We start from the raw sequence: 12,407 nt of genomic DNA on the forward strand, positions 1-12,407 counted from the left end.
CTTAAGGCATTTAGCGGCCCTAAAAACAGTGTTTTTGAGCAGTTTGACCCCCTTGAATTCCCCTACTTAGACCGCATATATTGTGCAGGTAACAAAATTTCCTAAAGTAGGGATAATGCTTTTATTCACCTATCCGTAGGCAACTTAGTCATCAAGGAGTTTCTATGAAAATGCGTAAAGTAACGAATCTTTTCCTGAGTGTATTTGCGGCAATGACTTTGCTGATAAGTAATGCTGTCTTTGCAGAAGCCACCTTATCTGAGATATATCAGACAGTGCAAGCAGGGCAACTGACTAAAGCCGATACCATGATTAAAGAGGTTTTACAAAATCATCCTAATAGTGCCAAAGCACATTACGTTGCTGCAGAGATCAATGCCAAGCAAGGTAAATTGGACGCAGCACGTAGCCACCTTTTGAAAGCGGAAAGCTTGGCGCCAGGATTACCATTTGCACAAGCAGGCTCAGTGCAAAAATTGCAAACACAATTAGCAAGTTCAGCAGCTATTCCTAGCGTCGGCGCAACTTCTATTTTTAGTAGCCCTTTGTTTTGGGGTTTGATTGCGATTCTCGTGGTTGGCACCATCATTGTTTTAAAGCGTCGTAAGCGCGATGCGGCTCAGATGTATAACTCCCCAGCTGCTGGCAACTCTGGCACTCCTGGCGGACCCGCTCCTTATCCAGGTGCTCCCGGCGGCCCTGGTGCTCCCGGCGGCCCTGGTGCTCCTGGATATCCTGGCGCACCTGCTGCTGGTAGCGGCTTGATGGGTAGCTTGGCAACGGGCGCTGCTTTAGGCGCAGGTATGTATGCTGGCCAAGCTTTAGCTGGTCACTTAATGGGTGGCCGCGATAATAACTTTGGCAACTCTAATACTGCTAACCCCAACCTGACTCAGGTAGGTGGCTCTCCACTGGGTGACCAGAATTTTGGTGTGCGTGATGCAGGCTCATGGGATGATAGTGGCGCTAGTGGTTGGGACGATAGTGGTGGTGGTGATTTTATGAATGATGTCTAAAACATCCTCTTGATCGCTCAGTAAACTGCAGTAAACAGTAGCATTGAATAAGAAAACCACCGAGTGATTTCGGTGGTTTTTTACTTCTGAAGAATAAAATCTGGAGGATTTACTTAATCATTCCAGCATTCTTCGCATCCTCCATTGCTTGTACAGTTTTCTCTTTCATAAATGCTGGCATTTTTGCCAAAGGCACATCTACGATGACAAAGCCTGAATCCTCTAGTTTCTTTTTGGTTTCTGGGTCTGCATTCAGTTGTGCAAAGTAGTCAGATAACTTTTGTTGAAGTATGAGAGGTGTCGCCTTGGCAACGGCCACGCCGCGATAGGCTCCGTCTACCCAGTTCAAGCCTAACTCTTTAAAGGTGGGCACATCGGGTAGTGCAGGGTTCCGTTTCTCAGTAGCAATGGCTAATGTGCGTACTTTCCCTTTTTGCTGAATAGCCAGCGGTAAATAACCCATAGCGCCATCTACGTGCATGCCAATTAAGGCAGTAATTAAATCACCCGTACCTTTGAATGGTACGTAATTGATTTTGACGCTAGCCAATTTATTGAGTCGCTCTACTGCCATATGGTTTGCTGAGAACTGTGCTGAACCTGCTAAAGATAGCTTGCCAGGATCTTTTTTAGCTGCTGCAATAAATTCCTGATAGGTCTTATAGGGGCTATCAGCAGAGACCATCAAGGCATCTGGAGTGAAGTGGTAGTAGTAGATCGCATTAATATCTTCAGTCTTATATTGAATGCCCTCTTGTAAGGGCTGTAAAATAGTGTGCGGAATATTGACACCCACTACAGTAGTTCCGTCGGTAGGGTAGGTGTTGAGAGCGCTCCAGACCAGTGCGCCACCAGCGCCAGCTCGATTCATCACTACCATCGGCTGCTTAAATTTTTTGGCAGAGATATCAGATTGATAGCGTGCCACTAAATCAGACTCTCCTGCTGGAGGAAAGGGGATGATGTACTGAATGGTTTTATCTGGAAACGGTTGCGCGCTCGCTCCTGATAGTAGACCGAATGTGAACAAGACAATACTGATTAATCGTAATACGTTCATTTTGATACCTCCTTGATAACTGCATTAGTAACATCGCTCATCATGGCAGTGCCACCGAGATCGCGAGTATGTAACTTTGGATTGGCCGTCACTTTTTCGATGGCATTCATCAGCTTGGCTCCTAAGAGCGGCTCTCCTAAAAAATCGAGCATCATGACCGCTGACCAGAAGGTCCCAATCGGATTGGCAAGTCCTTTACCCATAATGTCAAAAGCAGATCCGTGGATGGGTTCAAACATCGATGGATAGCGCCGTTCAGGATCGATATTGCCAGTAGGTGCAATCCCTAAACTACCGGCTAAGGCTGCTGCTAGATCACTGAGTACGTCCGCATGTAAATTGGTGGCGACAATCGTATCTAGAGACTGCGGACGATTGACCATGCGGGCTGTTGCAGCATCAACTAATTCTTTATCCCAAGTGACATCCGGAAACTCTTGTGCAATTTGCACTGCAATTTCATCCCACATCACCATGGCATGGCGCTGTGCATTTGATTTGGTAATCACGGTCAGATGTTTGCGAGGGCGTGATTGCGCTAGTTTAAAAGCGTAGCGTTGTATACGTTCAACACCAACACGCGTCATCACACTCATATCCGATGCCACCTCAATGGGATGACCTTGATGGGCTCTACCGCCTAAGCCAGAGTATTCACCTTCAGAGTTCTCGCGCACGATCACCCAATCTAGTTGATCGGGTTTACAGTTGCGCAATGGGGATTCAATACCAGGCAGAATGCGGGTAGGGCGGACATTGGCATACTGGTCAAAGCCTTGACATATTTTGAGGCGCAAGCCCCATAAGGTGATGTGGTCTGGAATCTTAGGATCACCAGCCGAACCAAACAAGATCGCATCTTTAGAGCGCAAAGGCTCAAGACCATTTTCGGGCATCATGATGCCGTGTTTGCGGTAGTAATCACCGCCCCAATCAAAGTGCTCGAATTCAAAAGCAACTTCAGGATGTTTTTTGCTTAAGGCGTTTAAGACCTTTTCACATTCAGGAATCACCTCTTTACCAATTCCGTCACCCGGAATAGAGGCTATTTTGTACATCTTCATCTGTCTCTCGCTGTTCTTTTGATAGAGGTATTGCTCTACCCATTATGGGAGGGCTAGCCGATCAAGGAACTTGGGGTTTGTAGCTAGAGAACCCAAATGGATACATCAAAAACAACAAAAATCACGCCATTTTGATGGTTTTTACATATACTGTATAAATATACAGTATATTAATCACTATGACATCAGCTATGCATCCTACAAAAGTCACCTTAAGCCAAGCGCCACAAGCCTTGGCAGCCCATTTTGCCGCCTATGAGACAAGGCTATTAAGCCATCGGATTTCTGCTGGATTTCCAAGTCCAGCGGCCGATTACGCCGAAGAGGGGCTAGATCTCAATCATTACCTCGTACAGAACAAGCCGGCCACCTTTATGTTCACCGTGAAGGGCGACTCGATGATGGGTGCCGGAATTTGCGATGGCGATAAGGTGGTAGTGGACAAAGCCCTCAAGCCAAAACATAAAGATATTGTGGTGGCCGTGGTTGATGGGGAGTACACCATTAAGCGCCTGTATCAATTACGCGGTCGCATCGAGCTTCAACCTGAAAACCCAAGCTATCAGCCTATTACCTTTAATGAAGGCAATGAGTTACAAATTTGGGGTGTCGTCGTTGGAGTGGTTCGCAAGTACAGTCATTCCAGTGCTAGAGGCGGAAAGTGAGATGAGTGCTCATTTAACTAACCCACTGTTTGCGCTCGTTGATGTCAATAACTTCTATGTTTCGTGTGAGCGCGTATTTGCCCCTAAGTTAGAAGCAGTGCCGATGGTAGTGCTTTCGAATAATGACGGTTGTGCAGTAGCGCGCAGCGCCGAAGTAAAAGCGCTGGGCGTGAAGATGGGGACGCCTTGGTTTCAGATGCAAGACCTGGCCAAGAAACATGGCATTCAGGCTTACTCATCTAATTACACCTTATATGGCGATATGAGTAATCGCGTAGTGCAGGTACTAAGAAAATTTACACCGAATCTAGAGGTGTACAGCATCGATGAGAGCTTTCTGCAAATTGAAACCGTCCTCAAGCAATATCCTGACACGATTGCTTTAGGGATGAGCATGAAGCAGCAGGTCAAAGACACTACCGGTTTACCAGTGTGCGTTGGTATTGGTGCTAGTAAAACCTTAGCAAAATTTGCTAATCACTTAGCTAAAAAGCACCCACAGTTTTCTGGGGTGTGTGACGTTGAGGCGATGCCTAAGCCCGAGCTCTATCAATGGATGAGCGAAACCCCCGCATCGGAAGTCTGGGGTATTGGGCGCCAATTAACTAAGAAGCTCAAGGTGCTAGAGATCCATACCGTGTTTGACCTACTACAAGCTTCACCGCAGGCGATGCGTCAGCAATTTGGTGTGGTCGTAGAAAGACTTTGCTATGAGCTACGTGGTACTTCTTGCTTGAAATTAGAAGAGGTCGCACCCGCTAAACAGCAAATCATTGCATCTCGTAGTTTTGGTAAGTTAGTGACCAAGCAAGAAGAACTTGCCCAGTCAGTTGCTACGCATGCTGCGAGAGCTGCAGAAAAATTGCGTAGTCAAGATTCGGTAACCGGTGCTATCACGGTCTTTATTCAGACCAATCCGTTTAAGCAAAACGAGCCACAGCATCATAAAAGTATCACCATTTCTCTCAGCGATCCAAGTGATAACACAGTGACTTTGACAAACGCAGCCTTGAAGGGCCTTCAGCAGATTTATCAAAGCGGCTTTCGTTATAAAAAAGCAGGCGTGATTCTCAATCTCATTGCAGATAAACCGACTATCCAACAATCATTATTTGAGGATATCGAGAGCAAAGGCAAGTCAGCCGATTTAATGCATGCAATGGATGCGATTAATTCACGCTTTGGTAATGCCGTCATTCGACTCGCAGCATCTGGCACTAAACAAGAGTGGCAAATGCGATCAAACAATAAGTCACCTAACTACACCACGCAGTGGGATGAGTTACCGATAGCACGCTAAGAAAAAAGCAATGAAAAAGATTAAAAAACACAATATTAATTAAAGGCTCATTTTGTGAGCTTTTGCCACAGTATTCTAAAAACATAGCAACACCTTTACGACAACAGCAAGCAACTCACTCAGGAGAAAAACATGGACTTACTCAATCACTTCAACGGGATTTCACTGGCCATCATCATGGTGCTTTCCTACTGCGCCGTATTAAAAAACACCCAGCGTGACCAGAGCTTTAAAGGGGCGATTAAGTCACTTTTGAGCTTCTAAGTAGGATGGTTAATCTTGGGATGTAGATTGCTTAAAAAATAGGCAATCTTTCTAGACCCCCCTGTTTAAAGGGGTAAAATTGGTTGTTTTTGGGTAAATATAAAAAATGTGTGCAAATTTCATAATTGTTCTTTAAAATGGTGCAATGCGGTAATTGCAGTGCACCATTACGAACAATCAGTACACACCCATACAGGAGAATGACCATGTTTCAAAACACACTCAATACAACTTTGACAAATGCTCAAGCTAAATCACTTGAGTCCGCACAAACGATCGCTACATTGACCGTACAAAGCGCAGAAGCGATTGCAGCGATCAACTATGACGCAGCTAAAGAAGTAGCTACTACTGCTCAAGCTAAGTCAGCAAAATTGATTCAATTGAAAGATCCAAAAGCTGCTTTAGAAATGTTTGATGCTGAAACAGCTCAAGAAGCCGCTGCTCATGTTGTTGGCTATCAAAACAAAGTAAATAAAGTATTGCGTAAAAATAGCAAAGAAGTTGTTAGCTTGATTGACTCAGTAATTGATGATTCAAAGACAGATTTGATCAAATTTGTTAAAGAAGCAACGACTCAAGCTCCTACAGGTACAGAGGCATTTGTATCTGCATTTAATAGCGTATTTGAAGCAACTTTAAAGAGCTTTGATCAAGCACGTGCTACTTCACAGGATGCCTATGCAAACTTTGAAAAGTCTGTAGATGCTGCAATGAGCTCTTTCCAGGGCCAGGTTGCACCAGCTACTAAATCACGTAAGCAAATCGCTGCTGAATAAGTAACTCGCTTCACTGAAAAAGCCCCATGATTGGGGCTTTTTTATTGGCTGCAAAGGATTAACTAAAGAGATTCAATAAAGAGACTCACTAAAGAAATACATCAAAGCCAGCCAGCCTTATAAATTTCCTCTTCTATAAAAGAGAGTGCTTGCGCGCCAGTTTGCGCGCTAGAACCTACACCATTCTTACCGACAATAAAATCTCGATTTTTGGAGATGTAGATGTGTAGGTAAAACTCATTTTTATGGCTACCTAGCACCATTTGTAAAATTGGCTCTTTGCTAGCCCGATCATAGGATTCGGTAAAGGTGGAATAGGCAATGTAATCACCATGTTTGTTGGCCAAACGAAATATGAGATTGCTAATGCCTTCAACGAGCAAACAATATTCCTGATGAAATGCAGGATGACTGATTCGAAGATCATCTATTGCGATCGCATGTAAGGCGCTATTTGCCATGGCTGCAAAAATATCCAAGTAATTTCTATAACCAATATACGCCTTAGACTTAGGCATCGGAAGCATTTTTTAATACTGCGGTGCCGCATAAGATATAGAAAAAAGAGCAAAGGAAACCCATAGAAACGATGGGGAATAGGGGGTAAGATTAAAACATGACTACTTACCCAATTGCCATCGAATTGACCGCCTGGGTTGAGCTGGGGCTCAATCAATATGAGCTCACCATTGAGAAGATATCTCGGGTTACCGTCAAAAGGACAGATGATGTATTGCACACCAGGGAATTAACTCAGCCAGAGATTGATTCCTTACTAGAGGCAATGGAGAGCATCAGGGCGCCTATATCAGCAGAGCTTGCAACGAACCCAAATCATAAACCCGTTGCTAGCTATGAACTCATTATCGAGTCAGCCCATTTTTCTTTGGAGTACAACTGGGAAGATGTCGACGCACAGTCATCCAATGTATTTGACCCATTAGTAAAGCTAGCTAAGCTGATTGAGAAAATTGGATATTTTGAGTAGCGTTCAGGTCTTAACGAGGTTGGACGGCAAAGATTAAGGTTTTAAGGGATTCAAAAAAGATTTTCATTTATTGTATTTATTTTAAGCTTAGAATTTTGACCATGAAAAACCTAAAAATATTTATTCCAATAATCATTGCAGTAATTATTATCCTTGTTAACTATTGGGAAAGGTCAAAGGCAGGCCCAGGACTTCAAGTCTATGATTCGCTGATCATTTATGTGACTTTCATCATTTTGGCTAGCTTAGTGAGTTACCTATACTTTAATCAGAAATTTTTGAAGTTAATTGCATCAGCTGGTTTTGCCATTCAATTCATTTCAACTGCTATCTTAATCTACAGTATTTCTCAGACCCCAAACATCAAGCTTGATAAATTTCTGCCGTACATGGCGCTATTAATGGAAGCATTAAGAATCGTTGCAATATATTGCTTGATCAGTCATAAAGATATACCCAAAAATACAAGCACTACTGAATAGCTTGATAAGAATAAAAAACAGCCTGCAGTAGTTCAGGGAGATCTTTCTCAAAATGAATTTGCAGCGTCACTCCTGCAAGGGCGTCTTAACGAATTAGAAGCCGGCATCAAGCTCGAGTTATTGGAGGGCGATGATGGTCTTGCCTAGTCCAAGTAATAATTCATTAGCTCAAAATATGAGCCTGCAGGTTTTTATACTGTATTCATCTGATCGACAAAGGAGAAATCATGCGTGATTACACATACCTAGGCGGAGCTCGTTTTACTATCAACAACCTCTTTCGCAGCCTGCGTTTTGATATTGACCGGCTTGATATGAGCTGGGTCGATGGTGAAAAACCAGAATTTAGCCGTGGACTCAGAATTGTTGATCACGATGCGGGCAATACGATTACGGTTGACGGGCCAGAGGGAGATAACCTGATCTACAGCCTGACCTACCTGTTTAGTAAGGAGGATGGTCATGAGGCATTTCGTAATGCAACTGATGCCTATCTGACGGTGGCATTAGATACGAAAGAGTATTTGGTAACAGCCCAAAAAAAAGACCCCGAAGGAAAGCCAGAAGTAGCTGAAGCGGTAATACATTAAAGATGTCTGATGACAATAACAACGGTGGGTTAAAAAATCTGCATAGCAAAATAAATAGTAAGTGAGCAACCGCTATTGCCATTATTTTTTTGGTGCTTTGCAATAGGATTGCATCATCTAAAAAAGATGAATTTCTAATGGACAATCTCACTCACTAAGCACACACTGATATTTAGCTGGTGGACCGATGCAGTGCCCCAAGGTCTCGTCTCGATACAGAGCGCATGCAACGATTCATTGGCAACCATCTTTTATTTTGCAAAGGGTAAGTTATGCAAATTCAACAAGTATTAATACCGGATGATGAGTATGATTCAAGCTCATTTGAGCTAGAAAATAATGAAGAGGTTCAGGAGCGTTTGATTTGGCAGCATTTAGCTCGCAAAAAAATACTGGCACAAAATCATATGACTCACGAGAGTGAATCAGAGTGGCAGGATAATTAAAATCCTTAAAACTTTTTACCAGAATGAAGTCTTTGCTGGTTGAGGCAGTGATTTACTAAGTAAGTGGGATATTTCTTATTCCCCAATGCATTGCCTGCTTTTGGATAGAGAGGTGGCGCTTGTGGTTTTTGGGATAGTTCTTTCTTCCCTTCCGTGCGCGGCCTTTTGCGTTACTCACAAATAAATCCCTTTGCCAGTGGTAACAACGGCCTTTGCTTTTTTCGATGATTTTTTGTGAGCGCATCCTCAATAAAAACCAGGATGCATAAAAATAATCACAACTCTCATAATGCTGGTTTATTTCTGAGCGCCTCTCAGAAAAAAGTGATGTGCGTTCTCCAAAAATGCTCATTGGTAACTTTTAATCGCTTTTTCTAGTGCTTCCTTAACTCGCTTTTTAAGGCTTGCTGGCCCCAGCACTTCAACCCCAGATCCGTGTTTCATGATGTCCATCACCAACTCAGGATCTTGGTTGTAATCAAACTCAAGGTTAAAGTAACCCTCTTTATCAAAAGAGCCCACTTGCTGACCGTGCCAGTTTTCTCCAGAGACCCATCTAGCATGCTCAGGAGTAAAGCGCAGCTTTGCTCTTTGAGTAGCCTTACCTGAAAAGATTCCGTAGCTCTCAGCAAAGTGCTCTTGGCATTCTTTATCTGAGATATCTTGTGCCTTGGTATTGGTTGGTACAGCACTACGAATCCCATCAATGGCAAAGCTGCGTAATCCATTACGCATATGGCAATACGCATCGAGGTACCAATTCTCGCGATAGAAGATCAGGCGCTGAGGAGAAATCTCTCGCTTGGTTTCCTCACCTTTGCCCTTGGCAAAGTATTGAATCACTAAGCGATTACGCTTTAACAGGGCAGCACCTACTTCAGAGAAATTTTCTATCGAGTTCTTGCGTGATCCCATGCCCAATACCTTGATGCGCTTACGCAGCTCTTTAGTGGTGGTTTCACTTTGACCTAAGATGCCATCAATGATGGAGGTCAGGGGTTCAATGTGGGGGCCAATCAGACCGCCTTGATCAAGTGAAGATAAAAGATGTTGCATGAGCACTAGGGCGGTTGCTTCCTTTTCAGAGAACCAGATACCAGTGAGCTCAATCTTATTAATATCACTCCCTTCCTTAAACTTATAGCCACCTAAAAAGCGGTCATACTCAATATCGGCTTTAGAGCGGGAGCGCAAATATTCAAGGTCGCGCTTAAAGGTCGCCTTTGAGATCTCGAGCTCATCCAAAAAGTCGTCAATCGGGACGCATTTTCGTTGCTGAATCATGTATTTGATGCGGTGTAGACGTTCCGGATCGCTCATAGGGCCTCTTAACTAAAAAGTGTGACTTTTATTGTTTTTATAACTTTATTCAGTTTAAGGCTCATTTAATGAGCTAGCAAGGAATTATTCTTTATAAAAGTAGCAAACCATTAACACGCCAGATAAAGTACATAAGGAGATCTAAATGCTTAAATTCATTGGAATTTTTTTGATGTTTTTCAGTGGGTACGGCCTTGAACAGGGGTTTAGTTTGAGTTTGGCCATTTGGTTCTTATTTGGGCTCTTCTTGGTGTGTAGCCAGGGCATTTTTGGCCACCTCATGTTTGTTGAACGTGAAAAAGTACGCGCGCAATATCGGAGATACAAATGAATACGCTGAACTGTGGCATTGGGGACTTAGCGATTACGGTCAATACCCAGCTGCCAGAAAATTGCGGCACTATTGTGCGAATCGTATCGGCAGTAGGACTTGACACATGGTTAGAGCATGATGAGCTCTTGTATGTCTGGAATGTAAAGGTAGCCACTGAAGAGGGTCTTTTGCATTACCAATATAGTGAAAAGATGAAAACCGCAAAAGCAGGCCCTGTACCTGATAAATGTTTACGACGTCTTACCCCACCTAAGGGATACTTGATGGATGAGTTTGCTGATGCAGAGCCTATGCAACTGAATTTACATTTAATTGATCTCTAAAGATATTCATTACCAATCAAAAGGATCCATCATGAAAAAATATTTAGCACTCACTATCTGCCTTTTGGCAAGCAGCCTACACGCTCAAGTAATTCAAACAATACCGAATGGCTCTGGAGGCTACAACACCTATGGGCCAAGAGGAGTTACTCAGACTTTGCCCAACGGCGCAGGAGGCTATAACACTTATGGTCCTGGTGGCCTGACGCAAACCTTACCCAATGGCTCAGGTGGTTACAACACTTACAGCCAGAGCGGTATCACGCAAACATTAACTAATGGTTCAGGCGGGTACAACACCTATGGACCTAGTGGTGTCACGCAAACACTACCGAACGAGTCAGGGGGTTACAACACCTATGGACCTAGCGGAGGAGTAGTGCAAACCTTGCCGAATGGCTCGGGCGGATGGAATACTTACGGGCGTTAATGCTGACCAAGCCATTGTTGTAATTCCAAAACCTGTTTATCGGTAATGCCCGTATTGGGATTACAGCGAATCAGTTTTTGACAGGTGCGTGGAAATTCCCAATAAGAATCATCAAGTGCCCGCCAATCAGCTGGCCCATACCCACCAAGATAGTTTTGAATTTCTTGATAGCGTGGGTACTTGCCGATAATGGCATTGCTGGTGGCGCCGATGATCAGTTGCCCAATGGTTGTAGGAAGACTCTTTTGCAATTTGCGAAGGGAGTGGGTAAAACGCCAGCTTGAAGAAACCACAATCTTAGGGGCAAATTGCGCCAAGGTTTCTTCTAGAAGATGCGCTCTTGAGAATGGCGCTTGATCAGCAAAGTGGCTAGGATGCAATACCCCATCAAAGTCTAAAAATAACAACTTTTCTTTGTTCATTCATCTAACTCTTCTTCAGCTTTTTCAAGCATTAAAAATTCTGCTTGCACAAGAGCCCCAGACTTATCCGATGTCCAGAGCTTATGAATGCCGACAAAGCGAAAGCCTTCCATGCCATTGTCATTGAGTATCACACCGACAGCATAGGTATCCATATGAAAGGGATCGATTGGTATGAGTTTGTATTCGTAATAGATCATTGCTTTTCTGGCACGTAGCCTATCCGGTTGCCATTGTTATCAAAGACATTGGTAACGCCAGAGGGCGATCGGGTCTCATAACCAATCCGGTTGCCGCTGTTGTCGTACACCCCGTTATTGGAGTTCCAGTTATTGGCTGAATTCTGCCAATTATTCGGACTGTTCTGCCAATTGTTTGGAGAGTTCTGCCAGTTATTGGGACTGTTCTGCCAATTATTTGGCGAGTTATTCCAGTTGTTGCTCGCTTGAGCAAAGCAGGTGCCTGCACAGACAGTAGCTAAGAAAAAGACGAAATAGGTTTTCATAAGAATGCTTTCAAAAGAAATTGATCAGGTGATTGCTAATTATTACCAGCCTCTTACGCTAGGAGCTTGTGGCACTTGGCGTGGAAAATTCAGATTGGTATTGGGCGCAGCATAGACAGGGGCAGTAATCGTTCCCTGATAAGCACCCTGGGGACTATAAAAATTCGTTTGTCCGTTATCGGTCTGAAAGGACTGCACATTCTGACCAGTAGCGTTATAGATATTGGTTACGCCACTTGGAGACGTTTGACCGTAACCCATATAGTTGCCATTGGGTCCATAAATCGCTTGAGCAGCTGCCAGCGGAATGCAAGCAATCTGAGTAATCAAAAAGAGGGCGGTAGGGTATTTCATGAGCATCTCCTAAGTAGGTTCATGAATAAAGAATAAAAACCCCAAAGCTCACCTGTTGAGCTAGC

The 12,407-nt window shown here is 43.8% G+C and carries 19 protein-coding genes; 11 read left to right on the plus strand and 8 right to left on the minus strand.

The features are described 5' to 3' along the window. Nucleotides 1-164 precede the first annotated feature (164 nt). Entirely contained in the window at nt 165-1,016 is an 852-nt protein-coding gene (locus tag ABWP14_RS09100) for a tetratricopeptide repeat protein (RefSeq protein WP_353202651.1), read from the plus strand. 109 nt (nt 1,017-1,125) lie between these two features. Here ABWP14_RS09100 and ABWP14_RS09105 read toward each other — a convergent pair whose 3' ends face one another. Both ABWP14_RS09105 and ABWP14_RS09110 read right to left on the minus strand, forming a co-directional pair. After that, nucleotides 1,126-2,076 (minus strand): tripartite tricarboxylate transporter substrate binding protein, encoded by a 951-nt coding sequence (locus ABWP14_RS09105; RefSeq protein ID WP_353202652.1) that lies wholly within the window; start codon nt 2,074-2,076, stop codon nt 1,126-1,128. Further along, a complete protein-coding gene (locus ABWP14_RS09110; RefSeq protein ID WP_353202653.1) occupies nt 2,073-3,140 on the minus strand; it encodes a tartrate dehydrogenase in 1,068 nt (355 codons plus the stop codon). The genes ABWP14_RS09105 and ABWP14_RS09110 overlap by 4 nt, the downstream gene beginning before the upstream one ends. Nucleotides 3,141-3,319: 179 nt before the next feature. Here ABWP14_RS09110 and ABWP14_RS09115 point away from each other — a divergent pair, with 179 nt between their 5' ends. The 4 genes from ABWP14_RS09115 (at nt 3,320) to ABWP14_RS09130 (ending at nt 6,148) form a co-directional block, all read left to right on the plus strand. After that, complete coding sequence (locus ABWP14_RS09115) at nt 3,320-3,805, plus strand: LexA family protein (protein ID WP_353202654.1); 486 nt, start codon at nt 3,320-3,322, stop codon at nt 3,803-3,805. Further along, nucleotides 3,729-5,105 (plus strand): Y-family DNA polymerase, encoded by a 1,377-nt coding sequence (locus ABWP14_RS09120; RefSeq protein WP_353202655.1) that lies wholly within the window; start codon nt 3,729-3,731, stop codon nt 5,103-5,105. The genes ABWP14_RS09115 and ABWP14_RS09120 overlap by 77 nt, the downstream gene beginning before the upstream one ends. Nucleotides 5,106-5,237: 132 nt before the next feature. Continuing rightward, the gene (locus ABWP14_RS09125; protein ID WP_353202656.1) at nt 5,238-5,369 is read left to right on the plus strand and encodes a hypothetical protein; all 132 of its coding nucleotides are present in this window, start codon (nt 5,238-5,240) and stop codon (nt 5,367-5,369) included. A gap of 206 nt (nt 5,370-5,575) precedes the next feature. Further along, a complete protein-coding gene (locus tag ABWP14_RS09130; RefSeq protein WP_353202657.1) occupies nt 5,576-6,148 on the plus strand; it encodes a phasin family protein in 573 nt (190 codons plus the stop codon). A gap of 101 nt (nt 6,149-6,249) precedes the next feature. Here ABWP14_RS09130 and ABWP14_RS09135 read toward each other — a convergent pair whose 3' ends face one another. Further along, nucleotides 6,250-6,675, minus strand: coding sequence for a hypothetical protein (locus ABWP14_RS09135; RefSeq protein WP_353202658.1), 426 nt, complete (start codon nt 6,673-6,675; stop codon nt 6,250-6,252). Nucleotides 6,676-6,764: 89 nt separating this feature from the next. Here ABWP14_RS09135 and ABWP14_RS09140 point away from each other — a divergent pair, with 89 nt between their 5' ends. From ABWP14_RS09140 to ABWP14_RS09155, 4 genes are all read left to right on the plus strand, one after another. Further along, nucleotides 6,765-7,136 (plus strand): hypothetical protein, encoded by a 372-nt coding sequence (locus ABWP14_RS09140; protein ID WP_353202659.1) that lies wholly within the window; start codon nt 6,765-6,767, stop codon nt 7,134-7,136. A gap of 101 nt (nt 7,137-7,237) precedes the next feature. Next, nucleotides 7,238-7,618 (plus strand): hypothetical protein, encoded by a 381-nt coding sequence (locus tag ABWP14_RS09145; protein ID WP_353202660.1) that lies wholly within the window; start codon nt 7,238-7,240, stop codon nt 7,616-7,618. 227 nt (nt 7,619-7,845) lie between these two features. Beyond that, the gene (locus tag ABWP14_RS09150; RefSeq protein ID WP_353202661.1) at nt 7,846-8,208 is read left to right on the plus strand and encodes a hypothetical protein; all 363 of its coding nucleotides are present in this window, start codon (nt 7,846-7,848) and stop codon (nt 8,206-8,208) included. A 272-nt stretch (nt 8,209-8,480) separates the two neighbouring features. Continuing rightward, nucleotides 8,481-8,654, plus strand: coding sequence for a hypothetical protein (locus ABWP14_RS09155; protein WP_353202662.1), 174 nt, complete (start codon nt 8,481-8,483; stop codon nt 8,652-8,654). Nucleotides 8,655-9,002: 348 nt separating this feature from the next. On the opposite strand, the gene ABWP14_RS09160 is transcribed toward ABWP14_RS09155, so the two are convergent. Next, complete coding sequence (locus ABWP14_RS09160) at nt 9,003-9,974, minus strand: helix-turn-helix transcriptional regulator (RefSeq protein ID WP_353202663.1); 972 nt, start codon at nt 9,972-9,974, stop codon at nt 9,003-9,005. Nucleotides 9,975-10,301: 327 nt separating this feature from the next. On the opposite strand from ABWP14_RS09160, the gene ABWP14_RS09165 reads away from it, so the two are divergent. Beyond that, entirely contained in the window at nt 10,302-10,631 is a 330-nt protein-coding gene (locus ABWP14_RS09165) for a hypothetical protein (RefSeq protein WP_353202664.1), read from the plus strand. 31 nt (nt 10,632-10,662) lie between these two features. Beyond that, the gene (locus ABWP14_RS09170) at nt 10,663-11,061 is read left to right on the plus strand and encodes a hypothetical protein (protein ID WP_353202665.1); all 399 of its coding nucleotides are present in this window, start codon (nt 10,663-10,665) and stop codon (nt 11,059-11,061) included. Here the strand turns inward: ABWP14_RS09170 and ABWP14_RS09175 are convergent. Genes ABWP14_RS09175 through ABWP14_RS09190 form a run of 4 tightly spaced genes read right to left on the minus strand, consistent with a single transcriptional unit; the run spans nt 11,058 to nt 12,342 of the window. Continuing rightward, complete coding sequence (locus tag ABWP14_RS09175) at nt 11,058-11,483, minus strand: HAD domain-containing protein (RefSeq protein WP_353202666.1); 426 nt, start codon at nt 11,481-11,483, stop codon at nt 11,058-11,060. The genes ABWP14_RS09170 and ABWP14_RS09175 overlap by 4 nt on opposite strands. Next, nucleotides 11,480-11,683: a hypothetical protein gene (locus tag ABWP14_RS09180; protein ID WP_353202667.1), complete on the minus strand. Its 204-nt coding sequence runs from the start codon at nt 11,681-11,683 to the stop codon at nt 11,480-11,482. Before ABWP14_RS09180 ends, ABWP14_RS09175 begins: the two co-directional genes overlap by 4 nt. After that, nucleotides 11,680-11,988 (minus strand): hypothetical protein, encoded by a 309-nt coding sequence (locus tag ABWP14_RS09185; RefSeq protein ID WP_353202668.1) that lies wholly within the window; start codon nt 11,986-11,988, stop codon nt 11,680-11,682. Before ABWP14_RS09185 ends, ABWP14_RS09180 begins: the two co-directional genes overlap by 4 nt. Nucleotides 11,989-12,030: 42 nt before the next feature. Continuing rightward, nucleotides 12,031-12,342, minus strand: a complete 312-nt coding sequence (locus ABWP14_RS09190) for a hypothetical protein (RefSeq protein WP_353202669.1) — start codon at nt 12,340-12,342, stop codon at nt 12,031-12,033. Between the last annotated feature and the right edge of the window lie 65 nt (nt 12,343-12,407).

Origin of the sequence: Polynucleobacter sp., from assembly GCF_040400325.1 — a bacterium.
Lineage (GTDB): Bacteria > Pseudomonadota > Gammaproteobacteria > Burkholderiales > Burkholderiaceae > Polynucleobacter.

Coding starts and splice junctions, on each gene's coding strand:
- ABWP14_RS09135 (WP_353202658.1), bottom strand. CDS start 6,675: ATGCTTCCGATGCCTAAGTCTAAGGCGTATATTGGTTATAGAAATTAC.
- ABWP14_RS09170 (WP_353202665.1), top strand. CDS start 10,663: ATGAAAAAATATTTAGCACTCACTATCTGCCTTTTGGCAAGCAGCCTA.
- ABWP14_RS09180 (WP_353202667.1), bottom strand. CDS start 11,683: ATGATCTATTACGAATACAAACTCATACCAATCGATCCCTTTCATATG.
- ABWP14_RS09120 (WP_353202655.1), top strand. CDS start 3,729: ATGAGTTACAAATTTGGGGTGTCGTCGTTGGAGTGGTTCGCAAGTACA.
- ABWP14_RS09115 (WP_353202654.1), top strand. CDS start 3,320: ATGACATCAGCTATGCATCCTACAAAAGTCACCTTAAGCCAAGCGCCA.
- ABWP14_RS09165 (WP_353202664.1), top strand. CDS start 10,302: ATGAATACGCTGAACTGTGGCATTGGGGACTTAGCGATTACGGTCAAT.
- ABWP14_RS09185 (WP_353202668.1), bottom strand. CDS start 11,988: ATGAAAACCTATTTCGTCTTTTTCTTAGCTACTGTCTGTGCAGGCACC.
- ABWP14_RS09100 (WP_353202651.1), top strand. CDS start 165: ATGAAAATGCGTAAAGTAACGAATCTTTTCCTGAGTGTATTTGCGGCA.
- ABWP14_RS09105 (WP_353202652.1), bottom strand. CDS start 2,076: ATGAACGTATTACGATTAATCAGTATTGTCTTGTTCACATTCGGTCTA.
- ABWP14_RS09175 (WP_353202666.1), bottom strand. CDS start 11,483: ATGAACAAAGAAAAGTTGTTATTTTTAGACTTTGATGGGGTATTGCAT.
- ABWP14_RS09110 (WP_353202653.1), bottom strand. CDS start 3,140: ATGAAGATGTACAAAATAGCCTCTATTCCGGGTGACGGAATTGGTAAA.
- ABWP14_RS09140 (WP_353202659.1), top strand. CDS start 6,765: ATGACTACTTACCCAATTGCCATCGAATTGACCGCCTGGGTTGAGCTG.
- ABWP14_RS09130 (WP_353202657.1), top strand. CDS start 5,576: ATGTTTCAAAACACACTCAATACAACTTTGACAAATGCTCAAGCTAAA.
- ABWP14_RS09125 (WP_353202656.1), top strand. CDS start 5,238: ATGGACTTACTCAATCACTTCAACGGGATTTCACTGGCCATCATCATG.
- ABWP14_RS09155 (WP_353202662.1), top strand. CDS start 8,481: ATGCAAATTCAACAAGTATTAATACCGGATGATGAGTATGATTCAAGC.
- ABWP14_RS09160 (WP_353202663.1), bottom strand. CDS start 9,974: ATGAGCGATCCGGAACGTCTACACCGCATCAAATACATGATTCAGCAA.
- ABWP14_RS09190 (WP_353202669.1), bottom strand. CDS start 12,342: ATGAAATACCCTACCGCCCTCTTTTTGATTACTCAGATTGCTTGCATT.
- ABWP14_RS09145 (WP_353202660.1), top strand. CDS start 7,238: ATGAAAAACCTAAAAATATTTATTCCAATAATCATTGCAGTAATTATT.
- ABWP14_RS09150 (WP_353202661.1), top strand. CDS start 7,846: ATGCGTGATTACACATACCTAGGCGGAGCTCGTTTTACTATCAACAAC.